Annotated in this window: 20 protein-coding genes and 2 pseudogenes; 13 read left to right on the forward strand and 9 right to left on the reverse strand. The window is 69.0% G+C overall.

From position 1 onward, the window contains the following. Positions 1 to 73: 73 nt before the first annotated feature. Entirely contained in the window at positions 74 to 853 is a 780-nt protein-coding gene (locus J8M51_RS07215; RefSeq protein ID WP_179202956.1) for an SAM-dependent methyltransferase, read from the forward strand. A 60-nt stretch (positions 854 to 913) separates the two neighbouring features. On the opposite strand, the gene J8M51_RS07220 is transcribed toward J8M51_RS07215, so the two are convergent. The 7 genes from J8M51_RS07220 to J8M51_RS07250 form a co-directional block, all read right to left on the reverse strand. Continuing rightward, the gene (locus J8M51_RS07220) at positions 914 to 2,407 is read right to left on the reverse strand and encodes an acyl-CoA synthetase (protein WP_398856291.1); all 1,494 of its coding nucleotides are present in this window, start codon (positions 2,405 to 2,407) and stop codon (positions 914 to 916) included. A 59-nt stretch (positions 2,408 to 2,466) separates the two neighbouring features. Then, the gene (locus J8M51_RS07225) at positions 2,467 to 3,579 is read right to left on the reverse strand and encodes an NAD(P)H-dependent flavin oxidoreductase (RefSeq protein WP_216587288.1); all 1,113 of its coding nucleotides are present in this window, start codon (positions 3,577 to 3,579) and stop codon (positions 2,467 to 2,469) included. Positions 3,580 to 3,769: 190 nt separating this feature from the next. Further along, positions 3,770 to 5,410, reverse strand: a complete 1,641-nt coding sequence (locus J8M51_RS07230; RefSeq protein ID WP_267299042.1) for a phytoene desaturase family protein — start codon at positions 5,408 to 5,410, stop codon at positions 3,770 to 3,772. A 277-nt stretch (positions 5,411 to 5,687) separates the two neighbouring features. Further along, the gene (locus J8M51_RS07235) at positions 5,688 to 7,970 is read right to left on the reverse strand and encodes a serine/threonine-protein kinase (protein ID WP_267299043.1); all 2,283 of its coding nucleotides are present in this window, start codon (positions 7,968 to 7,970) and stop codon (positions 5,688 to 5,690) included. A 62-nt stretch (positions 7,971 to 8,032) separates the two neighbouring features. Next, positions 8,033 to 8,923, reverse strand: coding sequence for an oxygenase MpaB family protein (locus J8M51_RS07240; protein ID WP_267299044.1), 891 nt, complete (start codon positions 8,921 to 8,923; stop codon positions 8,033 to 8,035). A 305-nt stretch (positions 8,924 to 9,228) separates the two neighbouring features. Further along, entirely contained in the window at positions 9,229 to 11,202 is a 1,974-nt protein-coding gene (locus J8M51_RS07245; RefSeq protein WP_086754999.1) for an oxidoreductase, read from the reverse strand. Positions 11,203 to 11,429: 227 nt separating this feature from the next. Next, complete coding sequence (locus J8M51_RS07250; RefSeq protein WP_179203024.1) at positions 11,430 to 12,353, reverse strand: LysR family transcriptional regulator; 924 nt, start codon at positions 12,351 to 12,353, stop codon at positions 11,430 to 11,432. A gap of 156 nt (positions 12,354 to 12,509) precedes the next feature. Here J8M51_RS07250 and J8M51_RS07255 point away from each other — a divergent pair, with 156 nt between their 5' ends. From J8M51_RS07255 to J8M51_RS07295, 9 genes are all read left to right on the forward strand, one after another. Continuing rightward, positions 12,510 to 12,698: a tautomerase family protein gene (locus tag J8M51_RS07255; RefSeq protein WP_086755000.1), complete on the forward strand. Its 189-nt coding sequence runs from the start codon at positions 12,510 to 12,512 to the stop codon at positions 12,696 to 12,698. Then, entirely contained in the window at positions 12,695 to 13,267 is a 573-nt protein-coding gene (locus J8M51_RS07260; protein ID WP_086755001.1) for an amino acid synthesis family protein, read from the forward strand. The genes J8M51_RS07255 and J8M51_RS07260 overlap by 4 nt, the downstream gene beginning before the upstream one ends. Continuing rightward, positions 13,264 to 14,412: an amidohydrolase family protein gene (locus J8M51_RS07265; RefSeq protein WP_086755002.1), complete on the forward strand. Its 1,149-nt coding sequence runs from the start codon at positions 13,264 to 13,266 to the stop codon at positions 14,410 to 14,412. Before J8M51_RS07260 ends, J8M51_RS07265 begins: the two co-directional genes overlap by 4 nt. Before the next feature lie 27 nt (positions 14,413 to 14,439). Further along, the gene (locus J8M51_RS07270; RefSeq protein WP_086755003.1) at positions 14,440 to 14,943 is read left to right on the forward strand and encodes a type II 3-dehydroquinate dehydratase; all 504 of its coding nucleotides are present in this window, start codon (positions 14,440 to 14,442) and stop codon (positions 14,941 to 14,943) included. Positions 14,944 to 14,957: 14 nt separating this feature from the next. Beyond that, positions 14,958 to 15,437 carry a type II 3-dehydroquinate dehydratase gene (locus J8M51_RS07275; RefSeq protein ID WP_086755004.1) on the forward strand — a complete coding sequence of 160 codons (480 nt, stop codon included), beginning with the start codon at positions 14,958 to 14,960 and terminating at the stop codon, positions 15,435 to 15,437. 6 nt (positions 15,438 to 15,443) lie between these two features. Then, on the forward strand, positions 15,444 to 16,316 hold the full coding sequence (locus J8M51_RS07280; RefSeq protein WP_086755005.1) for an FAD binding domain-containing protein: 873 nt from the start codon (positions 15,444 to 15,446) through the stop codon (positions 16,314 to 16,316). A gap of 20 nt (positions 16,317 to 16,336) precedes the next feature. Beyond that, on the forward strand, positions 16,337 to 16,810 hold the full coding sequence (locus J8M51_RS07285) for a (2Fe-2S)-binding protein (protein ID WP_086755006.1): 474 nt from the start codon (positions 16,337 to 16,339) through the stop codon (positions 16,808 to 16,810). Next, on the forward strand, positions 16,807 to 19,113 hold the full coding sequence (locus tag J8M51_RS07290; protein ID WP_086755007.1) for a xanthine dehydrogenase family protein molybdopterin-binding subunit: 2,307 nt from the start codon (positions 16,807 to 16,809) through the stop codon (positions 19,111 to 19,113). The genes J8M51_RS07285 and J8M51_RS07290 overlap by 4 nt, the downstream gene beginning before the upstream one ends. 192 nt (positions 19,114 to 19,305) lie before the next feature. After that, positions 19,306 to 20,451: an XdhC family protein gene (locus tag J8M51_RS07295; RefSeq protein ID WP_086755008.1), complete on the forward strand. Its 1,146-nt coding sequence runs from the start codon at positions 19,306 to 19,308 to the stop codon at positions 20,449 to 20,451. 719 nt (positions 20,452 to 21,170) lie between these two features. Here J8M51_RS07295 and J8M51_RS07300 read toward each other — a convergent pair. After that, positions 21,171 to 23,543, reverse strand: a complete 2,373-nt coding sequence (locus J8M51_RS07300; protein ID WP_267299045.1) for an nSTAND3 domain-containing NTPase — start codon at positions 23,541 to 23,543, stop codon at positions 21,171 to 21,173. Positions 23,544 to 23,632: 89 nt separating this feature from the next. Between J8M51_RS07300 and J8M51_RS46445 the strand changes: the two are divergent. Continuing rightward, positions 23,633 to 23,859: pseudogene (locus J8M51_RS46445) on the forward strand (helix-turn-helix domain-containing protein); the annotation flags it as partial. A 58-nt stretch (positions 23,860 to 23,917) separates the two neighbouring features. Here the strand turns inward: J8M51_RS46445 and J8M51_RS07305 are convergent. After that, a pseudogene (locus J8M51_RS07305) lies at positions 23,918 to 25,155 on the reverse strand (IS256 family transposase). Here J8M51_RS07305 and J8M51_RS46450 point away from each other — a divergent pair. Next, positions 25,109 to 26,150 (forward strand): IS630 family transposase gene (locus J8M51_RS46450; protein WP_434976798.1). Its coding sequence is split into 2 segments (ribosomal slippage): positions 25,109 to 25,516 and positions 25,518 to 26,150, totalling 1,041 coding nucleotides; the frame shifts between segments, so codons are not numbered across the junction. The pseudogene J8M51_RS07305 and the gene J8M51_RS46450 sit on opposite strands and share 47 nt — an antisense overlap. Before the next feature lie 18 nt (positions 26,151 to 26,168). Continuing rightward, positions 26,169 to 26,420, forward strand: a complete 252-nt coding sequence (locus tag J8M51_RS07320) for a transposase (protein ID WP_086755010.1) — start codon at positions 26,169 to 26,171, stop codon at positions 26,418 to 26,420. Positions 26,421 to 26,465: the final 45 nt, after the last annotated feature.

Raw genomic sequence — 26,465 nt, forward strand, 5'->3', positions numbered from 1 at the left:
TTTGACCGTTCCCCCTTGAGGAGGCCGCCCGGTGGCGCAGGACTCGTTACGTCCGGAGACGGATTCGACGACCATGATCGACACGACGGTGCCGCACTCGGCCCGCATCTGGAACTACTGGCTGGGCGGCAAGGACAACTACCCGGTCGACCACGAGGCGGGCGACGCCTTCCGCGCGGTGTTCCCCGGCATCACCGACCTGGCCCGCGACTCCCGGGCGTTCCTGGGCCGCGCGGTCACCTTCCTCGCCGCCGAGGCGGGCATCCGCCAGTTCCTGGACATCGGCACCGGTCTGCCGACGGCGGACAACACCCATGAGATCGCGCAGCGGGCGGCCCCGGAGGCGCGGGTCGTCTACGTGGACAACGACCCGCTGGTCCTGACCCACGCACGGGCGCTGCTCACCAGTACGCCCGAGGGGGCGACCGACTACATCGACTCCGATCTGCACGACCCGGAGACGGTGCTGCGGGAGGCGGCCAGGACCCTGGACCTCTCCCGGCCGGTCGGACTGACGCTGATGCAGGTCAGCGGGCACATCGCCGACTACGGCCGGGCACGCGCCATCGTCGGCACGCTGATGTCGGCGCTGCCGCCCGGGAGTTACCTCGCGTTCAACGACAGCGTCGACACGAACAAGGCCAACGCCGAGGCGACACGCGGCTACAACGAGAGCGGCGCGGCCCCCTACTACCTGCGCAGCCCGGACGAACTCGCCGGATTCTTCGAGGGGTTGGAGCTGCTGGACCCCGGGGTCGTGCCGTTGAACGACTGGCGGCCGCATCCGGCGGCGGCCACCGGCGGCGGCTCCGCGGAGGTCATCGCGGTGGGCGGGGTGGCCCGCAAGAGGTGAGGTCCGGCGCCGCCCGTGGCCGCGGGCGGCGCGAACCCGATCAACTGCGACGGACCCCGGTCACACGGTCTTCTCCCGGCCCGCCCAGTACGGCTCCCGCAACCGCCGTTTGTAGAGCTTGCCGTTGGGGTCGCGGGGCATCGCCTCGGTGAAGTCGACGCTCTTCGGGCGTTTGTATCCGGCGAGTCGGCGGGCACAGTGGGCGAGGATCTCCTCGGCCAGTACCGGCCCCGGGGTGAAGCCGGGGGCGGGTTCGACCACGGCCTTGACCTCCTCGCCCCAGTCGTCGTGGGGGATGCCGAACGCGGCGGCGTCGGCGACGGCGGGGTGGGTGAGGAGCGCGGCCTCGATCTCGGCGGGGTAGATGTTGACGCCGCCGGAGATGATCAGGTCGATCTTGCGGTCCCGGAGGAAGAGAAAGCCCTCCTCGTCGATGAGTCCGAGGTCGCCGACGGTGAAGAAGTCGCCGATGCGGTTCTTCCGCGTCTTGCCCTCGTCCTTGTGGTAGGAGAAGCCGCCGGTGCTCATCTTCATGTAGACGGTGCCCAGTTCACCGGCCGGCAGCCGGTTGCCGTCGTCGTCGAAGACCGCGAGTTCGCTGATGGGCCAGGCCTTGCCGACCGTGCCGGGCTTCTTCAGCCAGTCCTCCGCGGTGGCGAAGGCGCCGCCGCCCTCGCTGGCCGCGTAGTACTCCTCCACGCACTCGCCCCACCACTCGATCATGGCCCGTTTCACATGGTCGGGGCAGGGTGCGGCGCCGTGGATGGCGTGCCGCATGGACGACACGTCGTAGCGGGCGCGCACCTCCCCGGGCAGGGCGAGGAGCCGGTGGAACTGGGTGGGGACCATATGGGTGTGCGTGCAGCGGTGGGTGTCGATGGCGCGGAGCATCTCCTGCGGCGTCCACTTGTCCATCAGCACCAGCCGGTGCCCGATGTGCAGGGACGCGCCCGCGAACTGCAGGACGGCCGTGTGGTAGAGCGGCGAGCACACCAGATGCACATTGCCGTCGAACGGCCGGATGCCGAAGATGCCGAGGAAGCCGCCGAGGTAGGACTCCTCGGGGAGCTTGCCGGGCAGCGGACGGCGGATGCCCCGGGGGCGGCCGGTGGTGCCGGACGTGTAGTTCATGACCCAGCCGAGGGTGCGGTCGCCGGGCGCCGACTCGGGCTGTCCGTCCAGGAGTTCGGCGTACGGACGGAAGCCCTCGACCGTGCCGACCGCGTACCTGCGGTCGGCGGGCAGCTCGGCCTCGTCGGCGGCGGCGCGCGCCGTGTCGGCGAACCGCTCGTGCGCGATGAGCACCTTGGCGCCGGAGTCGGAGACGATCCAGGCGATCTCGGGGCCCACGAGGTGGTGGTTGACGGGGACGAGGTAGAAACCGGCCTGGGTGGCGGCGAGGTAGGCGGTGAGGAACTCGACGCTGTTCGGCAGGACGACGGCGAAGGCGTCGCCGCGGGTCAGTCCGGCCGCCCGCAGTCCGTGCACCAGCCGGTTGGTCGCGGCGTGCAGCCGTCCGGCGGTCCACTCCTGCCCGTCGGGGGCGATGAGCACCGTACGGTCGGGGTCGGCGGTCGCCTGGGCCCAGAAGCCCTGGGGGGACGGGGCTTGGCTCACTGTTCCGTGCTCCTTCCGGCGATCCTGTTGACGCGGTCCACGGCCTTCTCGAAGCCCCGGGTGAGGTCGTCGAAGACGGCCTGGACGCTGCGTTCGCTGTTCATCCGGCCGACGATCTGCCCGACCGGGGTGCCGAGCAGCGGCTCCACCTCGTACTTCTGGATGCGGGACACCGCCTCGGCGACGAGCAGCCCCTGCAGGGGCATGGGGAGGGTGCCGGGCCCGGCCGGGTCGTCCCAGGCGTCGGTCCACTCGGTACGGAGCTGGCGCGCGGGTTTGCCGGTGAGGGCGCGGGAGCGGACGGTGTCGCCGGAACCGGCGGCGAGCAGCTTCTCGATCAGCCGGGGCGAGGGCAGTTCGGCCTCGGTGGTGGTCAGCCAGAGCGAACCGAGCCAGACGCCCTGGGCGCCGAGGGCGAGGGCGGCGGCCACCTGCTGTCCGCTGCCGATGCCTCCGGCGGCGAGCACCGGCAGCGGGTCGACGGCGTCGACGACCTCGGGGGTGAGCACCATGGAGGCGATGTCGCCGGTGTGGCCGCCGGCCTCGTAGCCCTGGGCCACGACGATGTCGATGCCCGCGTCCGCGTGCTTACGGGCGTGGCGGGCGCTGCCGGCGAGCGCGGCGACGAGGACGTCCTGCTCGTGGGCACGGTCGATGACGTCGGCGGGCGGGGAGCCGAGGGCGTTGGCGAGCAGCTTGATCGGGTAGTCGAAAGCGACGTCGAGCTGGCTGCGGGCGACCTGTTCCATCCAGCCGGTGATGCGCCAGCCGGAGGCCTCGCCCTCGGCGAGTTCGGGCACACCGTACTTGGCGAGGGTGTCCTGGACGAACTGCCGGTGCGACTCGGGGATCATCGCCTCGACATCGGCCTCCGTGACGCCCTCGACCTTCTTGGCCGGCATGACGACGTCCAGGCCGTACGGCATGCCGTCGACATGGGCCTCGATCCAGTCGAGGTCGCGTTTGAGGTCGTCGGGGGCGGTGTAGCGGACCGCGCCGAGCACCCCGAAGCCGCCGGCGCGGCTGATGGCGGCCGCGACCGCGGGGAACGGGGTGAAGCCGAAGACGGCGTACCGGACTCCGAGTTTGTTGCTCAGCTCCGTCTGCATGGTGCGCAGAATGCCGTACTCCTCCGGAGGAGGGAAGGGGTTTCTGATGACCCGTCAGATTTCAGTGGGCGTCGGCGGAGTGGGGGTGGGCGCGGGAGGGGTGGGGTGGATCGGTTGGTCAGCGGGTGCGGGTGAGTGGGGCTGGTCGCGCAGTTCCTCGCGCCCCTGGGTGGGCTGGGGTTACCCCTCGTTATTCGTTCAGCAGGGCCATCGCGGCGTTGTGGCCCGGGACTCCGCTCACTCCGCCGCCTCGTACCGCGCCCGCGCCGCAGAGCAGGATGTTGGCGTGGCGGGTCTCGACGCCCCAACGGCCGGTGCCTTCCTGGGCGTAGGGCCACGTCAGGTCGCGGTGGAAGATGTTGCCGCCGGGGAGGCCGAGGTCGTGGTCCAGGTCGAGGGGGGTCCTGGCCTCGATGCAGGGGCGGCCGTCGGCGTCGGTGGCGAGGCAGTCCGCGAGGGGCTCGGCGAGGTGGGCGTCCAGCTGGGCGAGGGTGGACTTGAGGAGTTCCTCGCGTACGGCGTCGTTGTCGGCCTCGAACAGCCGCGCGGGGGTGTGCAGGCCGAAGAGGGTGAGCGTCTGGTAGCCCTGGTCGACCAGGTCCGGGCCGAGGATGGTCGGGTCGGTGAGCGAGTGACAGTAGATCTCGGAGGGAGGGGCCTCGGGCAGCGTGCCGGAGGCGGCCTGGGCGTAGGCGGTGGCGAGCTGGTCGTAGCCCTCGGCGATGTGGAAGGTCCCGGCGAAGGCCTCGCGCGGGTCGACGGACTCGTCGCGGAGCCTGGGGAGCCGCTTGAGCAGCATGTTCACCTTGAGCTGGGCGCCCTCGGCGGGGGTGGGGGGCGCGTCGCCGGTCAGGACGGCCAGTTCGCGCGGGGAGGCGTTGACGAGGACGTGGCGGGCGGTGACGGTGCCCTCGGTGTCGGCCGTCCGGTAGGTGATCTCGGCGGACCGTCCGTCGGTCTCGATCCGGCGGGCCTCGTGGCCCGTGGCGAGGACGGCGCCCGCGTCGCGCGCGGCCCCGGCCAGTGCGTCCGTGAGGGCGCCCATGCCGCCGACCGGCACGTCCCAGGCTCCCGTGCCGCCGCCGATCACGTGGTAGAGGAAGCAGCGGTTCTGGCGGAGGGAGGGGTCGTGGGCGTCCGCGAAGGTACCGATCAGCGCGTCGGTGAGGACGACGCCGCGGACCAGGTCGTCGGTGAACGTCGACTCGACGGCCGCGCCGATCGGTTCCTCGAAGAGGGTCCGCCAGGCCTCCTCGTCGTCGATGCGGTCGCGCAGGGCGTCGCGGGTGGGCAGGGGCTCGGTGAGGGTGGGGAACACCCGTTCGGCGACGCGAGCCGTCATCCCGTAGAAGCGCTGCCATGCCTCGTACTCGCGGTCCGCGCCCGTGAGCCGCGCGAACGCCTCGCGGGTGCGGCGCTCGCCCCCGCCGACGAGCAGGCCGGTGGCCCGTCCGTCGCGTTCGACGGGGGTGTACGACGAGATCGTGCGGCCCCGGACGCGGAAGTCCAGGTCGAGGTCCCGGACGATCTTCTTGGGCAGCAGGCTGACCAGGTACGAGTACCGCGACAGCCGGGCGTCGACCCCGGCGAACGGCCGGGTGGACACGGCGGCCCCACCGGTGTGGTCCAGCCGCTCCAGCACGAGCACGGACCGCCCCGCGCGGGCGAGATACGCGGCGGCGACCAGCCCGTTGTGACCACCGCCGACGATCACGGCGTCGTACGTGCCGTGCGGCCGGGGTCCGACCGGGCGTCCGGACCGGGCCGCGGGTGCGGGGGTGGGGGCGGGGGCGGGGGCGGGCGTAGGTGCGGGGGCGGGGGTGGCAGGCATGGCTCTTGGTAACACGCGGCGATCGGGGTCGGCCAGGGGGGTGGGTCAGGTGGATCAACGGGACGGGCGGCCTGGGGCGAGGGCGCGGGACGGGGGCGCGGGGCGGCCGGTCCTGGCTCGGCACGGTCCGTACAGCCCGCCGGCGGGACGGGGCCGGCTGCGATCCGTCGGCGGGGCCGTTCGGCGGTGCCGCGGAACCCGGCGCGACCGGGCGGCACCTCGGTGCGCCGGGGCCCAGTGGGGTCGCCCCGGGGCCCGAGCAGCCCCCGGGCCGGTCTCAGGGTGTGTCCGTGGTGCGGCTCTGGCGTAGCGCCGCGACCCAGCGGTACAGCTCGGCCGCCTCCTGGCCCCGGCCGAGTTGTTCCAGGCAGTGGGCCTCGTCGTTGCGGCTGGTGAGGGCGTCGGGGTGGGCGGGGCCGAGGACGTGTTCGCGGGCGTCGGCGACACGGCGGTACTCGGTGAGGGCGTCGGCCCAGCGGCCGAGCCAGCCGAGGCCGACGGCGACCTCGCGGCGGCTGACGAGGGTGTCGGGGTGGTCCGGGCCGAGGACGCGCTCGCGCAGGGTGCTCACGTCGCGGGACTCGGCGAGGGCCTCCTCCCAGCGGCCGAGCCGGCCGAGGTTGACACCGAGGCCGTGGCGGGCGCGCAGGGTCTCGGTGTCGGCGGGACCGTGGACGCGGGTGCGGTCGTCGACCAGGGCGCGGTAGAGGGTGAGCGCGTCGGTGCTGCGGCCGAGCCGCCCGAGGCTGATGCCGACCTCGTGACGCGCGGCGAGCGTGTCGGGATGGTCGGGCCCGAGGGCCTGGGCCCGGGTCTCGGCGACCTCCCGGTAGGCCTCCAGCGCCTCCGGCCAGCGCCCCAACTGGCCGAGGGCGTAGCCGACTTCGTACCGGGTGACCAGGGTGTCGGGGTGGTTGGCGCCGAGGACGCGGGCGCGGGCGGCGGCGACCTCGCTGGCCATGCGGTACGAGTCCTCAAGCCGGCCGAGCCTGCTGAGGTTGAAGGCGAGGTTGTGGCGGCAGCGCAGGGTGTCCGGGTGGTCGGGTCCGGCGAGGTGTTCGCGGCTGGCGAGGACCGACGTATAGGCCTGGTGGGCTTCGAAGTGGCGGCCCAACTGCCCCAGCACGTACGCCATTTCCTGCCGGGAGGCGAGGGTGTCGGGATGGTCGGGCCCCAGGACGTGCTCGCGGACGCGGGCGACATGGGCGAACTCGCGCAGCGCGTCGGCGGGGCGGCCGGTACGGCTGAGGGTGAAGCCGACCTCGTAACGGCTGGCCAGGGTGTCGGGATGGTCCGGGCCGAGGGCGTGCTCGCGTTCGGCGGCGACCGCCCGGTGCACCTCCCCGGCCTCCGTCCAGCGGCCGAGGCGCCCCAGGCTGAGGCCCGCGTTGTGCCGCCCGGTGAGAGTGGTGATCAACTCCGGTGACGGGGTGGGCCGTTCGGTGCGTACGGGCTCTTCGGCGCGGCCGGTGGCGGGGCGGGCGATCCACTCGCCGGTGAGCCCGGCGGAGGCGTCCGGCGGGGTGAGGCCGCCCCGTCCGGTGCCGGTGGCCTTGTGGCCGGTGGTCATGCCCCGGGTCCAGGACGGCAACCGGGGTTCGCGCGACGGCGGCTGCTCCGGGCGCATCCGAGGACCCGGGGCGGCTTCGGGGAGGGCGGGGCGTGACACGGCGGTCGGCACGGGGGCGCGGCCCGGGGCCATGACGGTGGCCGCCCGCCCCTCCGCGACCCGGCGGCCCACCTCGCGGGCGTCGTGCGGTCGTTCCTCCGGCTCCTTGGCGAGCAGGTCCAGGATGATCCGGTCGAGGTAGTCGGGGATCTCGGCACGGTGGCGGCGCGGTGGCGTGGGCGCGGTGTCGCGGTGGCCCATCAGGACCGCCCAGGCGTCGTCGAGGTCGAAAGGCGGTACCCCGGTGACGATCTCGTAGAGCACACAGCCGAACGAGTAGAGGTCGCTGCGCTGGTCGACCTCGCCGCCGCTGATCTGTTCCGGTGACATGTAGTGCGGGGTGCCCATGGCGATGCCGGTGCCGGTGAGGCGGGAGGTGAAGGTGACGTCGCGGCCCAGGCGGGCGATGCCGAAGTCGCAGATCTTCACGGTGCCGTCGGTGAGGAGCATGATGTTGGCGGGCTTCAGGTCGCGGTGCACGATGCCCTGCCGGTGGGTGTAGGCGAGGGCCGCGGCCACCTGCCCGGCGATCTCGACGACCTCGGGGACGGCCGGCGGATGGTGTTTGTTGTCCTCCAGGAGCTGGCTGAGGTTGCGGCCCTCCAGTAACTCCATGACGAGGAACAGCACTCCGTCGGACTCGCCGAAGTCATGGACGACGGTCACCCCCCGGTGCTGGAGGGCGGCCGCGACGCGTGCCTCGCGCCGGAAGCGTTCCCGCAGGACACGGGTGGCGGACCGGTCGGGCTGGGTGTTGACGGGCTTGAGGCACTTGACCGCGACCAGCCGCCCCAGCGACTCGTCTCTCGCCCGCCAGACCTCGCCCATCCCTCCGCGCCCGATGAGATCGAGCAGCCGGTACCGGCCCTGGATCAGCCTGGTGTCCCCCATCGCCGACGATCGCCCCCGTATCCGAATGGACCCGCCCCCCCTGGCCCGTCCAGTATGGCGGCCTATCTGCCGACTTTGTACGGTGCCGGGCGGGAGCCGGGGCCGAGCCGTGACATGGCGCGGAGGATGTGTTTGGGCGGGAGTTGCCAGCGCAGACGGGCGGGAACACAGCGCAGGAAGGTTCCGGTGCGCCGGAGGCGGCGGGTGACCACGGCCGGTGCGGGACCGGGTCTGCCGTACAACTCGTGGGCGTACGGCGGCAGGGAGGCGTACGCCAGGTTCGCCACGCGCCGCCACAGTGCTTCACGTGCCGGTACGAGCAGCGGATGGGTGGGCGGGCGGCGCAGGAAGTCGTCCACGTCCCGTGCCTCGGATCCGGCGGCGAGTTCGGGCCGTACCTTCTCGAAGTAGGCCGCCAACTGCTCTACGGTTCCCGGCACTTCGGCAGGGTCGAGGCCCACCAGGCGGGCGCTGACGCGATGTTCGGCGACATAGCGGTCGGCCGCGGTGTCGGTGAGGGGGTAGCCGGAGCGGCGCAGGATGTGCAGATAGGAGTCGATCTCGGCGCAGTGCACCCACAGCAGCAGGCCGGGTTCGTCGACGCCATACCGCTCGCCGGTGGCCGGGTCGGTCGCCGAGAGCAGTCGGTGGATCCGCCGGACGCGGGCGCCCGCCTGTTCGGCGGCCTCGGTGGTGCCGTACGTCGTGGTGCCGACGAAGCTCGCCGTGCGCATCAGCCGGCCCCAGGCGTCCTTGCGGAAGTCGGAGTTCTGCATGACGCCGCGCACCGCGCGCGGGTGCAGGGCCTGGAGGTACAGCGCGCGGATTCCGGCGATCCACATCACCGGGTCGCCGTGTGCCTGCCAGGTCACGGAGGCGGGCCCGAACAGGCCGGGGTCGGCCGCGACAGGGGTGCCGCCGGAGCGGTCACCGTGGTCACCTGGGGCATCCATGCGGTCAGTGTGACCGGGCTCGCCGCTTGGCACCAGGCCACATCCCGTGCGTCGCCCAACCCTCGCGTCGCCCGCTGCCCTCGGTCATGGCGGGGAGGACCGGGCGGAGGTGGCCCACGACACCGAAGCCGGCGGCGATGCGCAGACGGGACGAGACGGCCTTCCCTGCCTTCCCGGTCCGGCCGATCCGGTGGCGGCGCGGCTTCCAGCCCACGTCGACCGCCTGCTCGGGGCCACGCACAACACGGTCACCCCTTCATCGCCCCTTCACGGGTCCTGCTTCCGATGTTCGTCACCGACCCGTGTCAGATCTCGCGACCGGCCCGGTGTCCGTGGACGATGGCGATCTCGATGTCCCGTGGCTGGTAGCAGTCACCGATCGCCCGGACCTCCGGGTGCTGCTTCACCAGCTGTCGGTAGAGCGAGTCGTCGGCGATGCCGCCCGCGGCCACGACCACGGTGTCGATGTCGTCGACGCTGTCGGGCTCCCAGGTGACGACATTGAACGTGGTGACCGACTCCTCTTCGATCTCGTGGATCGAGGTGTGGGTCCGCAGTTCCACCCGTGGGCTGTTCATGAGCGCTTCGAGGAGATGGTGTCGTGCCGGCGACGGCATCTCGGGGGCCACGGTCTCCATCCCGGTCACGAACCTGACGTTGTGCCGCTTGGCGGCGAGATGGTCGGCCGTGGTGGCCCCTTCCGCCCGGCCACCGACGTCGAACACAAGCACGTTCGGGCCGGCCAGCGTGTGGTCGGCGAGGACTTCCCGAGCCGTGCGCACGTGCGGGAGGTCTGCGCCGATCACCTCAGGAACGAAGGGCGTGGACCCGGTGGCGACGAGGACGACGTCGGGAGACTCGGCCAGGACGGCGTTCGTGTCGGCCTCGACGCCGAGTCGGACATCCACCCCGGCCTTGGGCAGCTGCCGTTCGAACCAGAGGATCACCTCCTCGAAGTTGCCGCGATTCGGCGTCGTCATCACGAGATTGACCTGGCCGCCCATACGACGGCCGCGTTCGAACAGGACCACGTCGTGTCCCCGCGCCGCAGCGGTGCGGGCCGCCTCCATACCGGCCGGTCCGGCGCCGACGATGACGACCCGCTTCGGCTCGTCGACCGGTTCCAGCTCTCCCCACGCCTGCTCCCGTCCGGTGACGGGGTTGTAGATGCACCCGACGCCGAGACCCTTGTCGACATGGCCGACGCAGGACTGGGTGCAGGCGATACAGGTGCGGATGTCGTCGATGCGACCCGCACGCGCCTTGTTCGGGAAGTGCGGGTCGGCGATGAGGGTCTTCGCCATTCCCACGATGTCGAGCTTGCCGTCGGCGATGCTCTGCTCCGCGAAGGCGGGTGAGTCCTGACGACCCGCTCCGATGATCGGCAGTTCGATGCCGGCGTCCTTCATGGCCTCGGACAGGTGGACGAAGGCCCCGGTCTCGAAGTAGTGGCTGGGCCAGTGCGCGCGGCCGATGCGGGGGACGGAGGTGATGGCCTGCCAGATGTTGATGTAGTCGACGAGCCGCTCCGCTTCGAGGATCCTCGCCAGCTCGACGTGGTCGGCGAGACTCATGCTGTAGTCCACACCGTCGTCGTAGAGCCGGACGCCGAGGATCCGGTCCTCGCCGATGCCTTGGCGCGTGACCGCGAGGACCTCCCTGAGGAACCTCATCCGTTCCCGCAGGTCGTTGCCGCCGTACTTGTCGTCGCGGCGATTGCCGTGCGGATGAAGGAAGTTCGCGAACAGGTAGTCCATGCCGATGGCGAGTTCGATCCCGTCGAACTCGCAGCGCCGCATACGGTCCGCGGCGGCGCCGAACGACTCGACGATCCCTTCCACTTCGCCGGTCGACAGCTCGTGGGGCATGAACAGGGGCACCGAGTAGTCGGGGGTCGGGACGGGCGAGGGGGCGACGATCTCGCGGCGAAGGAATCCCGCGTGATCCATGAGCCGACGTCCACGGTGACCGAGCTGCGCGATGAGAGGGACGTCGAACTCGTGGCACCCCTGCACCATCTTGGTGAACGCGCCCATGGTCGCGTCGCTGTAGGTGGCCAGCGAGAGTGACGCGTCGCCGTCGTAGACGGGAACCGTGTGCCCGGTGACGATGACACCGGCGCCGCCCTTGGCCCGTTCCCGAACGTAGTAGGCGTACGCGTCGGTCGGGGTGCCGTCCCCCAGTTGGAAGTGGGCGGCGTGCCCGGTGTTCATGATGCGGTTCTTCAGGGTGTACGAACCCACCTGAATGGGGTTGAAGAGGTGGGGGAAGTCCGTCATGTCAGACTCCTGCGGCTTGTGCGCGAATGAGGTTGAGTTCGTCGAGGCCCCGGCTCTCGATCAGCGTGAGGTCAAGTGACTCACGTCCCGCCATGCAGGTAAAGCAGGGAAAGATGCATGGAACCGTGAAGAAATACTGATCGGTGCTCGCCCGGCAGCATGATCCGCGGCACCCACAGCACCCACAGCCACAGATACGGCAGCGCGTTGATGACCTGCTGCGGGCCCTAGCGATCGGTGATGCTCGGCCTGCTCTGCCGGTACGCCTCTCGGAGCGCGTCACGCACCGCGACGAGCGCGGGGTTGCGGTGGGAGCCGGCCCGGCAGGTGGTGACGATCTGCCGTACGTGGGAGGCGGCCATCTGGCGCAGGTGGAAGCCCGGTTCGCGGTCGAACCAGGTGAGGTCCGGCAGGAACGCCGCCGCGTGGCCGCTCGCCACGAGTCGCGCCTGCACCAGTACGTCAGAGGTTTCGTGCGCCACTCTTGGTTCGAAGCCGGCCTGGCGGCAGGTGGCCATGGCCCAGTCGCGCCCCGGACTGCCTTCCGGCTCCAGAACCCAGGGGCGGTCGGCGAAATCGGTGAGAACCACCTCGCTCGGTTCGCGCCCCTCGGGCGGGCGCAGGAACGCGACGCGGATGGGATCTTCGGCCACCACGTCGAAGTCCATCTCGCTGGAGCGGCTGGTCGGATAGTCGAGGTAGTTCTCGCCGCAGACCAGATCGAACTCGCGGGCCAGCAGAGCGGGGAGCGCGACTTCGGGTTCGGCCTGGGTGAACTGGACCTTCAGTCCGGGGTGGCCTTCCGCCAGCGAGGTCAGCGTCACGGGCACGAGCGCGAGCGCGGCGGTCTGCACCGTGGCGAGTCGGATCGTGCCCACGACGTTGTCCAGCGACGCGAGGATGTCCGTCTCGGCGCGCTCCAACTGCTCCAGCACGGCGGCTGTGTAGGCGACGAGGATGTGCGCTTGATCAGTGAGCCTGATGCGCCGCCCGTCCGGCTCGAAGAGCCTGACTCCGATCTCCTCCTCCAGCACGGCGAGTTGCTGGGAGACGGCCGACGGGCTGTAGGCCAGCGCGGCGGCCACCGAGGTGACGGTGCCGCGCTGCGCCAGCTCTCGGAGCAACCGCATGCGGTGGAGATCGAACCTCACGCTCCGAACCTACCATGCAGGAAATCTTAAAGATACCGGACATGTTTCCGCGCTATTCATGAATCAATCGTCGCGGCATCCTGAGGTGCACCGCGGCGCCTACGCGATGCACACGGTCCGGAAGGGCGCTCGGGCTCGTTCGAATGGGAGAGCGCTGTGCCGTTGGTGGATGTGACGTGGTACGAGGGGCGCTCGCCCGAGCAGAAGGAGAAGCTCGCGCGCGCGATCTGCGAGGCCTTCGTGGAGATCGGCGACGCGCGCCCGGACACGGTGCACGTGATCTTTCGGGACATCGACCCCGCCCAGTGGTTCAAGTCGGCAGGACTGTTGAAGGAGGAGCGATGACCCTGCGGATCCGCAAGATCCTGACCGTCCGGGAAGAGACCCGGTCCGAGGGCGGCCAGGACGCCGACCGGCCTCTCGTCAAGGCGGCCGCGATCGCCGTACTGAGCAATCCCTACGCGGACCGGCCCTACTCGCACGATCTCGCACGCGTCACGGACGACAACTACGAGCTCGGGCGCCTCCTGGCCACCACCGCCGCCCAGACCCTCGGCCTGGAGGTCGAGGGCTACGGCAAGGCGTCCCTCGTGGGCGCCGACGGGGAGATCGAGCACGGCGTCGCCCACAAGATCGGCGAGTTCGGCCGGGGCGTCCGCGACGCGGTGGGGGGCGAGGCGTGGATCTCCTCGGTCAGCAAGCGCTGCGGCCCCGGCGTACAGGTCGACGTCCCTCTGGCCCACAAGGACGAGATCTGGGTCCGCTCGCACTACGACGCCTTCACCCTGTTCGTGCCCGACGCACCGCTCGCGGACGAGGTGGCCGTCGTCGTCGCCGTCTCCTCCCGCGGCCGGCTCAACGACCGCGTCGGCGGCATGACCGTCGAGGACGTCAAGAACCGGGAGAAATCATGAGCACCCTCGACATCGTCAATCTCGCCGGCGCCGTCAGCGGCCGGCTCGGTGACCCGCTCATGGGGATCGAATCGGTCCGCTGCGTCGCCGGGAGGATCACGGCGCTCGGTGTCGAAGGTGACGGCGACGCCGACGTCACCCTCGACGCCAACGGCGCGATCCTCGCCCCGGGCCTCATCGACACGCATGTGCACGTCACCTTCGGCGACTGGACTCCCCGACAGCAGACCGTCGGCTGGATCGAGAGCTATATGCACGGCGGCACGACCCTGATGATGTCGGCCTCCGAGATCCACGTCCCCGGGCGTCCCAGCGACCGCGCCGGGCTCAAGGGCCTCGCGATCGCGGCGCAGCGGTCGTGGGAGAACATCCGTCCGGGCGGCGTCAAGGTCCTCGGCGGTTCGGTCATCATCAGCCCCTCCCTGAGGGAAGAGGACTTCGCGGAACTGGCCGCCGAGCGGGTCGGGCTGGCGAAGGTGGGATTCGGCGCCTTCGCGTCCCAGTCGCAGGCGGCCCCGCTCGTCCGCGCGGCCCAGGCCGCCGGGTTCATCGTCATGAACCACACGGGCGGCGCGTCCGTGCCCGGGTCCGCGGCCGTCTCGCTCGACGACGTCATCGCGCTCGGCTGCGACATCGTCGGCCATGCGAACGGTGGCACGACCTCCCTCCCCGACGAGCATCTCAAGGCCGTCTTCGAGGCTCCCGGAGCGCTCCAGCTGGTCCAGGCCGGCAACCTGCGCTCCAGCCTGCTGATGCTGGAGATCGCCAAGGAGCGCGGCGAACTCGACCGCATCCTGATCGCCACCGACTCCCCCACCGGCACCGGTGTGATGCCGCTCGGCATGATCAAGACGGTCGCCGAGTTCTCCTCCCTCGGTGGCCTCGGCGCCACGGACGCCCTCGCGCTCGCCACCGGGAACGGCGGCCGGGTGCTCCGCCGCGACGAGGGCGTCATCGAGATCGGCCGCCCCGCCGACTTCGTGCTCCTGCAGCCGCCCAGCGGAGGCGTCGCCGGTGACGCGCTCTCCGCCATCGAACGGGGGGACATCCCCGGCATCGCCGGTGTCGTCATCGACGGCGAGGTCCGGGCGCTGCGGTCCCGCAACACCCCGGCCCCGGCCCGGCTCGCGACCCAACGGTCCTGACTCCTCCCGACGCGCAAAGGACACGCCGTGGACCTGAAGACACTTCGTACGACCGAACAGCGGTGGGAGATCGCCGTCCTGAGCGGCCCCAACACGACCAGGCAGTTCCCGCCCGCCGACGCGTTCGAGCGTGAGCTGCGCACATGGGGCGACAGCCTCGGGATCGCGGTCCGGCACTTCCGGTCCAACCACGAGGGCGAGCTGCTGGAGTACGTCCACGCGAACGCCGCCCAGGTCAACGGGTTCCTCGTGAACCCCGGCGGCCTGGTGCGCGTCGGCGAGTCCCTGCGGCACGTCCTCAAGGACGCCGGGAAGCCCGCCATCGAGCTGCACCTGAACCAGGAGGAGCTCCGCGGCGAGTCGATCTTCGCTCCCAGCGTCACCGGCGTCTTCGCCGGACCCGACCGGCACGCGGTCCTTGGAGCCCTGGTGGCCCTCTCCCTCGCGCTCGACGACCTCGACTTCCTCAACCCCGGGGGAACGAGCGAGATCAACCGCTCGCACGGCAACCCGCGTTCTCTCTACGGCTGACCCGGAGGCTTCCCATGACCCACACAGAGACCGCGGCCACCGAGGACGGCAGGCGTCTCCGTCTCGCGCTGCTCAACGGCCTGAACATGACCAATCTCGGTCGGCGCGACCGGAACATCTACGGCAGCATCGCCTCCCTCCAGGCCCTTGAGGACCTGGTCACCGAGGTCGGCGACGCCGTCGGCGCCGATGTGACCGCCTTCCACTCCAACCACGAGGGCGACCTCGTCGACTTCGTCGAGGCCAACCCGGACATGGACGGCTACCTCATCAACCCCGGCGGTCTGTGGGCGTTCGGCGATCCCACGCGCATCGCCCTGGAGCAGACCGGCAGGCCGTTCGTCGAGGTGCACTTCGCCAACATCTTCGCGACCGGGCACCTGTCCACGTTCACCCGGTCCTGCGACGCGACCGTGATGGGGCTGCGCCACCACGGCTACGTGGGAGCGGTCGTCGCGCTGGCCGCCTCGGTCCGTACGCCCGCCGGGGACTGACCACAGATGTCCGAGCCCGACGTCGGCACCTACCGGCGGCCCGACAGCCTTTCCGAGATCCTGACCCTGCTGGACCGCCGCCCGGCGTCGGTGCTCGCCGGTGGCACCGACCTCGTCATGATGCGTGCCGACGGGGCGGTCGACCGCGCACACGACATCGTCGACATCAAGGGCGTCCCCGGCCTGCGAGGCATCAGTCTCGACGCGGACGGCACGCTCGTCATCGGCGCCGCGACCCCCTTGCGGGAGCTGGCCGGGACGACCGTCGTACCGCCCCACGCGATCACCGACGGGGCGGCGCTCGTCGGCGGCTGGCAGACCCGCGCCCGCGGAACGATCGGAGGCAACATCTGCCGCGCCTCACCGGCGGGCGACACCCTCCCCGGGCTGCTGGCCGCGGACGCCCGGCTGGAGCTCGCCTCCACCACCGGGACACGGCTGGTGTCGGCACACGACTTCTTCACCGGGCCGGGCCGGACGGTCCGCGAACCCGGCGAGCTGCTCACCCGGATCATCGTTCCCGCGTCCCGCGGTGCCTCCTCGTATCTGCGCTTCACCTACCGGCTCGCGATGGACCTGGCCGTCGTCGGCGTGGCCGCCCATGTGGAGATCGAGCACGGACGCTGTGTCGCCGCCCGCGTGGCGCTCGGCGCCGCCGCGGCCACCCCCGTCCTGGCCCCCGACGCCGCCGACGCGCTCGTCGGGACCGAGCTGGACGCGCCCTCCGTCGAGGCCGCCGCCCGGCTGGTGCTCGACACCGCCACCCCCATCGACGACGGCCGAGGCTCACGTGCCCACCGGCGCACCGTGCTACCAGTGCTCGCCGAGCGCGCGATCGGCATCGCGTTCGAGCGTGCGCGAGAAGGACACCCACGATGACCACACGTATGACCACACGTATGACCACACGTATGACCCTGCGGGTCAACGGCTCGGACCACGACGTCGCCGTCTCGCCCGACATGCTGCTCCTGGACGCCCTGCGGTACGAGTGCGGCCTGACCGGCGCGAAGCTCGGATGCGGCACCGGCGACTGCGGCGCGTGCACCGTCGCCGTCGACGGCGAAGCGGTCAACAGCTGCCTCGTGTACGTGCTGGAGTGCGCGGGACGCTCGGTGGAGACGGTCGAAGGCGTCACCGCGAGCGGGATCGGCGCGGTCGTCGTCGAGGAGTTCGTGAAGGCCGACGCCGTCCAGTGCGGCTTCTGCAGTCCTGGCATCGTCATGTCGGTCTGTGCGCTGCTCGCCAGAACCGAACCAGGAGCGGCCACCGACGAGGACATCAAGGAAGCCCTCGCCGGCAATCTGTGCCGCTGCACCGGCTACCTGCCGATCCTGGACGCCGTCCGGCGGGCGAGCGGGGCACCGCGATGAGCGCGGAGGAGTCCGGCCGGTACGAGCACGTCGGCACCCGGCTCGTCCGCCGCGACGCGGTCGAGCGCCTCACCGGCCTCACCGCCTACACCGAGGACATCCGCCTGCCGGGGATGCTCTACGGCGTCCTCGTGCAGTCGCCCGTCGCGGCCGGCCGGCTCCGCGGCATCGCCGTCGACCGGGCTCTGGCGCTCGACGGTGTCGTCAAGGTGCTGACGGCCGAGGACGTGACCGACCGACGGTACGGGAACTACGTCAAGGACCAGCCGATCTTCGCCCGTGACCGGGTCAGGTTCGTCGGTGAACCCGTCGCGATGGTCGCGGCCACCTCCCTGGCCGTCGCCCGCCGGGCGGCGGGCATGGTCGAGGTCGACATCGAGGCGACCCCGCCCGTCGTCGACCTCCGCGAGGCACTGACGAGCACCGAGGCGCTGGTGCACGACAGGGACACGAACGTCGTCGAGGACGTCTGTATCGCGCGAGGTGACGTCGACGCCGTCTTCGACACGGCACATGCCGTGGTGCACACCGAGATCGAGTCGCACCGGGCGCACCAGGCCTATCTGGAACCACGGGCCGTGACCGCCGTACCAGCACCCGGCGGGTTCTCGCTGATCATGAGCACCCAGCAGCCGTTCGGCGTGCGTGCCCAGCTGGCCGAGCTGTTCGACCTGCCCACCGGCACGATCGAGGTGCGGGTGCCCGCCGTCGGCGGCGGTTTCGGCGGCAAGCTGCATCTGCTGTTCGCCCCCCAGGCGGCCGCGATGACGCTGGCCACCGGCCGCCCCGTGCAGATCGTCTGCTCCCGCGCGGAGGACATGGCGACCGGCAATCCGCGCGAGAACTCGATCGTGCGGATGTCCAGCGCGGTCGACGCGTCGGGCCGCATCCTCGCCCGTAGGTGCGAGGTCGTGCTCGACGCCGGCGCGTACGCGATGGACACCCCGATCCTGACCTCGATGGCGGCCTTCTACGCGACCGGCCCGTACCGCATCGACGCCCTCGACATCCGGGGGCGTGCGGTCTACACCCACACCTGCCCCACCGGCTCGTTCCGCGGTCCGTCGGGTCCGCAGATGGTGTACGCCGCCGAGGCCCAGATCGAGGACATCGCCGAACGGCTCGGCCTGGACCCCGCGGAGGTCCGACGACGCAACTTCATCGGCGAGGGCGACCGCGGCCCTACGGGTGAGCGCATCACCCTCCGCGGGACGACCGACGAGTGCATGCGGGTCGTCGAGAGCCGCCTCCAGCGGTGGCGGCAGGCCGACATCGCCTCGGACGACCGCCGACGACGGGGCTACGGGCTCGCCTGCGCGTGGTGGTCCACCCTCGGCACGCCGTCGGCCGCGATGGTCGAACTGCACGAGGACGGCACCGCGACGCTCTCCTCGGGCGGAACCGAGATCGGGACCGGCGCCATCTCGACCGCCTTGCCGAGCATGGTCGCCGAGGAACTCGGGCTACGGCCCGACCGCGTCGTCCTGAAGTCCGGCGGCACCCGGGAAGCCCCCTACGACTCGGGTTCCCGTGGCAGCCGCACCATGTTCGCCACCGGCAACGCCACGGTCCTGGCCGCCCGCGCCGTCGCGGAGCAGATCAGGGACGAGGCGTCACGGCTGCTCGGGATCGACCCGGCCGACCTGGTGCTCCGCGAGGGGCGCGTCGAGGTGGAGGGCGCACCGGGGACCGGCATGACCATCGCCGAGGTGTCCGCGTCCGCCCACCTGCGTTCCGGCCCGGTGGTCGCGACCGGTCGATACCGAGCAGAGGTCGCCCCCGTCGAAGGCTCCGACCTGTGGGGCGCCCGTTTCCTCGGACTGGGTGAGCCGACCTTCCACTGCCACGGCGTGGAGATCGCCGTGGACGAGGAGACCGGACGTGTCGACGTCCTCAACTTCGTCGCCGTCCATGACGTCGGCAGGGTCGTCAACCCCGTCGGCGCACGCGGACAGGTCGAGGGAGGGGTCGTGCAGGGCATCGGCTACGCGCTGACGGAGAACCTCAGGACGAACGACGCGGGAGTCGTCGTCAACGGCAACTTCCACGACTACCGGCTTCCGACCATCGCCGATGTGCCGCCGAACATCGAGACCGTCTTCATCGAGACCAACCACGCGCCCACCGGACCGTTCGGGGCCAAGGGCCTGGGCGAGCCGCCGGTGATCCTCCCGGCCGCGGCCATCGGCTCGGCTCTCCGTGACGCCCTGGGAGTGCAGCCGTACCACCTGCCCCTGGACGCGGACCGCGTCGTGCTCACGGTGGCCGAGCGGGACTCCCGAGAACCGGGGGTCGAGAAGTGAAGTGGTTCCGCAGCCTGGTGCGTTTCCTGAGCGACGCCTTCGACGGCGTCACCAAGGCATGGGGCAAGGACGATCCCTCCTCACCGCCGAAACCACCGGTCACGCCCCCCTGGTGAGAGACCTGCTCCCCTACCCTCCCCTACCTCCGACGGACCCACCGGTCCGCTCCGACCACGCCGTGAGGCAGGCCCCTTGCTGAACATCGCGCAGACACTGCTCCGTTGGTGCCGCGAGGCACGCCCCTTCGCCCTGGCCACCGTCGTCGACGTCCGCGGCAGCGCGCCCCTGCCCATCGGTACGGCCATGGCGGTGGACGCGGACGGCAACGCGGTCGGCGGTATCTCCGGCGGCTGTGTCGAGGGCGCGGTCCACGATCTGTGCCGGGACGTGCTGCGCGAGGGGGGCGCCCCGCACCGTGCCTGGTTCGGGTATTCCGACGACGACGCCTTCGCGGTGGGCCTGACGTGCGGCGGCGAACTCGATGTCCTGGTCCAGGCTGTCGATCCCGCGGCGCGGCCGCACCTCGCCGCGGCCCTGGACGAGGTCGTGCGGGGCCTGCCCGTGGCCGTGGCCCAGGTCGTGGACGGGCCGGCCGGCCTCCTCGGGGCGACGCTCGGTGTGCTCGGGGGCGGCCGGGTCGTCTCCGGGACGCTGGACGACGGCACGCTGGACACTGTGGTCGTGGACCAGGCCCGAGCCCTGCTACGGGCGGGGCGCACCGCCCGTAGCGCGCTCGGCGGGACCGGGCGGGACTGTCCGGCGCCGATGTCCGTCCTCGTGCACGTCCACGCGTCCCGCCCGCGCATGCTGGTCTTCGGCGCCGTGGACTTCGCCGCCGCTCTCAGCCGGGCCGGGGCCTTCCTGGGCTACCGGGTCACGGTGTGCGACGCCCGGCCCGTCTTCGCCACCGCGGCGCGCTTTCCGGACGCGGACGAGGTCGTGACCGACTGGCCCCACCGCTACCTGGAACGCACCCGGGTGGACGCTCGCACCGCCGTGTGTGTCCTGACCCACGACGCGAAGTTCGATGTTCCCCTGCTGCGTCTGGCGCTGAGTCTGCCTGTCGGCTACGTCGGCGCCATGGGGTCCAGACGTACCCACGACCAACGCCTTCGCCTGCTGCGGGAGGAAGGCGTGAGCGAGGAACAACTGGCCCGGCTGCGCTCCCCGATCGGCCTGGACCTCGGTGCGCGCACACCCGAGGAGACGGCGGTGTCCATCACCGCGGAGATCATCGCCCACAGCGGCGGAGGTTCGGGCCTGCCCCTGTCCCGGGGCACGGGTCCGATCCATCACACCGCGCCGCGGCCGTCGGGTGTGACCAGGATCGATAGTTGACCCCAGGAAACGTTCGTGACCTGCACTGATGCCAACTAGGTTCAGCAACCGGAGGCCCGGAATCAGAGAGATAGTTGGCACTTTAGTACAGCGCAGGTCACAAGGGGTGCCGCCACACTTGGGCATCCAATCCGACTAGGGCGTTTCGCTTGGATCATCGTACTGACCAGATTGAGGATGCCGGCGAGGTAGATGATTGAGGTCTTGTCTTATCGAGTGGCAAGTACGTGTGAAAGGCCAAGGGTCACCCGTCGGCCCATCTGCCGGTGCGGCAAGCCCCCCAGAAATGGGCCTACTCGCATGCCGACTTCGACGAGCAACGCAACGAGGGCCGCGAAGCAGGTATGCCGTTCAGCTCGGATCCGGCCTTTTACGCGTCGATATGCTGTAGCTCTCACACCCGATTTAACCGCGCACGCTCGCCTGGCGTGGCAGTTGACTGCCACACCACGTGCTGCGGCTCGCCAATCGGGAGGAGCCCGGCAGCGAGGCGGAGCAATCAGACGAAAGCATCATCGACTTTCTAACTGTGGCGGCGATTTCCTGGAGGCAAAGGCCATTTCAAGTACCCCCAGAATTACGCCTCAGAAAAAGGGTGGGATCGACCCTAGAACTAGGGAAACTAGCGATGCACCCTACCCGACTGCTCCTCTTATACAGGCTCCGGGGGTCATGTCCCCTGGGTGCAGCCAGGGGACACGGTTAGCTGATTCTGGGTGCTATGAAAGCTCGCGAAACATGCCCTCGATCGCAATACGTTCCGAAGCCGATGCGGAAGCTCCTGGGAATCCGTAGCCCACCCCAGAGGTAGGCCGATTGTGGGAATACTCGCCGTCTGCGTTACGTTGTTCAATCGACTCTCTGGCAGACTCGATGTCCGATCTCATGTCGTCGATGACGCCGACTCTGGTCGCCGCCGTTTCCACATCGTCGACCCATTGATGATCAGCATCACGATCTTGTTCATTGCCGGACAGATTCTCCAGTTCCTGCCGCAGTCCAGACCAGACGCTCTCGTAAAATTTTTCGCTAGGATCGAAGTGCTGCTTTAGAACTGGACCGTATGATTCAAAGAACTCTTCAAATGTGGTCACGTTATCTATGGTGTATAGCAATTCACCCCAGCTCTCAAAGGCCCATCTCAGCTCGCCTCGAACATGATCCGGATCCTCCGCGTAACGCATCATCAATGCCGTATTGAAGAGCTTCCAGTCGTCGGGATCCATATACCTAGAGGCTGATCCCTTAAGAAGTTCGGTTGCCACCACAAGGATCTCATTGAATGATTTCCCCATCAGTCGATGCGCCGGCTGTAGCGAGTCGAGGATGGGTTTAATCGTTCGCTGATAAACCCTCAGCGGCCCGCGCGAATCGGACTTGCTGGCTTCTTTTTCTTTAACAATCAACTCCATCATCTTTCTGACAATAGAGATTTGTTGGCGAGTCACGGTATCGGCGCAGTGCTGGAATCGGAGCTTCCCGTCAAGCTCCGATACCGCGTATACCAGGAGCTTGCTCACTTGAGCGAGATGTATCGCGTCCCCGATGATGGCAATCAGGTAGTCCGGCTCTTCGTCAAGGAAAGCGAGAGTGAAGTCGCGTACGCTTGGATTTGCGTAGGCGATCATCGTGACGCCGTCATCCTTTTTCTCCACACGGATGAAGGTGCCTTCCAGTACTCGAAGTGCGCTTGTGTACTCCGTTGGTTTCGCCTCTTTTTGAACCAGAGCCTTGAGCTCGCCAGAGCTGGCGCCATATATAGAGAATGAGGCAAGTGTAAGCGTTATTCGTTGGCCAAGATCCGACAATCCATTGTTGAAGACTATTCTCCAAAGATCCAGCGGATGGTCAAGCGTGTGGTTAAGAGTGCGCGCGAGCTCATCCGCCGACGAGTGAGACCGCTTGATGACCAATTCGAGGATCCGTGGGGAGAAGTTATTGTGGTTAACGACTGTCCAGTAGGACGAATTTTCTACGTACTCCCTTACAACTTCTCGCGGGAGGGTAGAAAAATAGAGGTGGTTGTATAGCATACGCGCTCGCTGGATCGCCCCGTAGTCGGCGATCGTTATTACGCACTCGACAACTCGAAAGTCGGCATGAGCGATTGGCTCGCTGATTAGTCGAGTTTGTTGAAGGATCTGCGATCTCGTTGTCATGACAAGCCGCTTGTCCGGGTTCCGCGCTACACGGTCCATTAGGCGAATTACCCAACTGTCCTTCGCGCGCCTTTCGCTGAGGTCCGTCTGCCCGAGAAAATCGTCATACAGAAACACCTGTTTGCGGCCAGACTTGTATGCATCCCACGCGTCATCAACGTCGGTTCCCACCGATACGATCTGCCATCCCTCGCGCCAATACCTTAGAGCGAGCATTTCGGCGAGCATGCTCTTGCCGACTCCGGGCGAACCCGTTAGAACGGCGACATGCTTCTCCTCGAGTAGTTCGTGTGCTGCTTTGAAACTGCTGGTGAGAACGTACAGTTTGACTCGATCCCTGATGTCCTCGAGCAGCGCCTCGCTGCGCTCCCAGATACCGCTCTGAACAATGCGCTCCAGAATGGTTGTCGAGGCGAGCCAAAGCTTGAAATGTTGTTGCTCCACTATCGGATGTCGCGCGATTAGGCCATTAATGTCGACTTGGGCCAGTAGGTCGGCAGTGTCAGGAAGCCACGGCTTGAGCTCACCTGCGAGGGTGTCCTTCTGGGTCCTGTTTAGGTTTTGGGACGTGACGAAGAGATAACGGTCGGGCTTCTCTTTGTCCATCTTTGGAGCTTCCCGACGTGCTGACGAGCGGAGATCCGAAAACGACGAGCCGAGGTAGTGCTTGCACTGGACGACGACCTTCCCCTCTGCCGTGCTCGCCCGTAAGTCAATACCTCCGTCGCGGCCACGCCCGAACGCTTCCAAGCGCCAGCCATACTCGGCTTCGAGAAGATCACGAATCAGTATCTCGAAGTCGTTGGGCGAGAGGGTCCGGAAGTCGTAGTCGGCCAAATCCGTGTGCTCCAACAGAGTGAGTGAGCCATCAGCTTGCATGCTGAGGCGAGGGGCATCAACTGTACCGGCGCCAAGCTGTCTCGCTCGGATCATCTGATCGTTGGTCTGGGTGTGCCGTTACTGACCTTTTCGGGTTGCCTTCGGGTGGTGACGTTGGGTGATCCCTGCGGTATGCCGGTGTTATGCGGTACGCGGATGGTGGGGGCCTGACTGCTGGGCGGTGGGCCGTGCGTGAAGGGATCCGGCTGGAGGCCGGGCAGAGGTTCGCACGAGGCGACAGGACTTCGGACATCGCCAAGGACCTGCGGGTGAGCGAGCGTTCGGTGGAGCAATGACGCCGGGCCTGGCGTGAGGGCGGTATGGGGGGCTGAGGTCGAAGGGACCCGCGAAGCTGCCGAAGCTGTCGGACGAAGGTCACGTCCGCTGGAGTGGTGTATTGACGGCCACTCGGTGATCTCGTTTTGAGGCTATGCGGTGAGTTCGGTGGGCAGGGCGGTCTCGTCGGTTTCTGACTCGATCGGGTGGAGGCGGGCTTTGGCGAGGAGTTCAATGCCCATGTAGCGGCGGGCTTCGGTCCATTCGTCGTTCTGTTCGGCCAGCACCGCGCCGACCAGCCGGATCAGGGCGGTGCGGTCGGGGAAGATGCCGACCACGTCGGTGCGGCGGCGGATCTCCTTGTTCAGGCGTTCTTGCGGGTTGTTGGACCAGATCTGCCGCCAGATCTCGCGCGGGAACGCGGTGAACGCCAGGACGTCGTGCTGGGCGGTGTCCAAGTGGGCTGCGGCCTTGGGGAACTTGGCTTCCAGTGCGTCCAGGACGTGCCGCATCTGGGCCTTCACGGCGTCGGCGTCGGGCTGTTCGAAGACGGTCCGCAGCAGCGTGGCCACCCACGGCTGGGCCGATTTCGGAACCTGGCTCAGCAGATTTCGGGCGTAGTGGGTTCGACAGCGCTGCCACGATGAACCGGGCAGGACCGCACCGATCGCGTTCACCAGGCCGGTGTGCGCGTCGGAGACGACCAGCTGGACCCCGGACAGGCCGCGGGCGGTCAGGGAGCGCAGGAAGGCGAGCCAGCCGGCGCGTCCTCGCAGGTGGCGACGTCGATACCGAGGATCTCGCGGTGCCCGTCGGCGTTCACGCCGACCGCGATCAGCGCGTGGACGTTGATGATCCGGCCGCCCTCGCGGACCTTCTGGGTCAGTGCGTCGACCCAGACGAACGCGTAAGGCCCTTGGTCCAGGGGCCGGTTGCGGAACGCGGCGACCTGCTCGTCCAGGTGTTTCGCCATCGCGCTGACCTGGGACTTCGACAGCTGGGTGACACCGAGGGACTCGGCGAGTTTCTCGACCCGGCGGGTGGAGACGCCCAGCAAATAGGCAGTGGCGACCACCGAGATCAGGGCCTGCTCGGCCCGGCGGCGGCGTTCCAGGAGCCAGTGCGGGAAGTAACTGCCCTGGCGCAGCTTGGGGACGGCCAGTTCGACGGTGCCCGCGCGGGTGTCCCACTCTCGCGGGCGGTAGCCGTTGCGGTGGTTGACGCGTTCGTCGCTGACCTGCCCGTATTCGGCGTTGCAGAGAGCGTCGGCCTCTGCGGACATGAGTGCGTCGGCGAACGTCTTGACCATCGCCCGCAGCAGGTCGGGACTCGCCGCAGCGAGGTTGTCCTCGGCGAGGGCGTGCAGGGGCAGACTGTCTGGTGCGGTCATCGTGCTGATCTCCTTCGAGGCTTCGACACTTCGAAGATCAGCCGGTGGCCGTTCATCTATGCGGGCGCCATCCCGATGCCGGAGCAAACCCCCGGATCAGGTCGAACCCGTACACCACTTCCCTGGACGCAACCCGGACGAACGGTTCGCCCTGCTGGAAAAGGAGCTGGCCAAAGGGCCGGCCGCGCATGGCTGGGAAGATCAGCGGCGGACCCTGGAACGCGTCAGAACGCTGATCGGCCGCCAGTTCAAGGTCAGTTGCTCGATCGCGGGAGTTTGGCGGCTCCTGCACCGCCACGGCTGGTCCTGGCAGAGCCCCGCCCGTCGCTCACTGGAACGCGACGAACACGCGGTCGAGCTCTGAAGAAGGACGAGTGGCCGCAGGTGGAAGCACCGCGGCGGCGCTCGATGCCTGGATCGTCTTCGAGGACGAGGCCGGGTTCGCGATGACGCCGCCACGAGCCCGCACGTGGGGCCGACGCGGGCAGACTCCCGTGGTGAGAGTGCGGGGACGGTCCCGGCGACGGATCTCGATCGCCGCACTGTGCTGCTACCGGCCCGGGGAAAGGTCCCGGATGATCTACCGGCCCCGCTTCCACCTGCTCCTCAAAGGCGCACGCAAGAGTTTCGCCTGGCAGGACTACCGTGACCTCCTAGTCCGCGCGCACCTGCAACTCGGCGCCCCGATCGTTGTCGTCTGGGACAACTTGAACACCCATCGTGCCGCCGGAATGAGGAAGTACGCGGCCGACCACGAATGGCTCACCACCGTCCAACTTCCCTCCTACAGCCCGGACCTGAGTCCCGTGGAAGGCATCTGGTCTCTGCTGCGGCGCGGGCCGATGGCCAACACCGCGTTCACCGATCCCGACCACCTCACCCGCACCCTCCGCCGAGGACTCGCCCACATCCAGCGCCATCCCGAGCTCATCGACGGCTGCCTCACCGAAACCGGACTGACCCTCGCTTCAGACCCCCCAAGCCAATCTGGATAGGTCAGTAGTTGATGCGCAGTGGGCGCGGATAGAGCCGTTGTTGCCGGACCGGACACCCAGGCGGGGTGGCGGTGGTGGGATCACCGTGAGGTGATCCACGCGCTCGCGTGGAAGTTCCAGACCGGATCGCAGTGGGTGCACCTGCCGGAGAAATCCGGCAACTGGCGCGGGGTCTACAACCGGCTGCGGATGTGGGCCGTGGATGGCACCGGGGAGCCGATCTTCACCACGCTGATGGCCCAAGCCGACGCCGATGAGGACCTGAACTGAGCGGTCTCGGTCGACTCCACCATCGTTCGCGCGCATCAACACGCG

Origin of the sequence: Streptomyces griseiscabiei (assembly GCF_020010925.1) — a bacterium.
In the GTDB taxonomy this organism is placed as follows: Bacteria; Actinomycetota; Actinomycetes; order Streptomycetales; family Streptomycetaceae; genus Streptomyces; species Streptomyces griseiscabiei.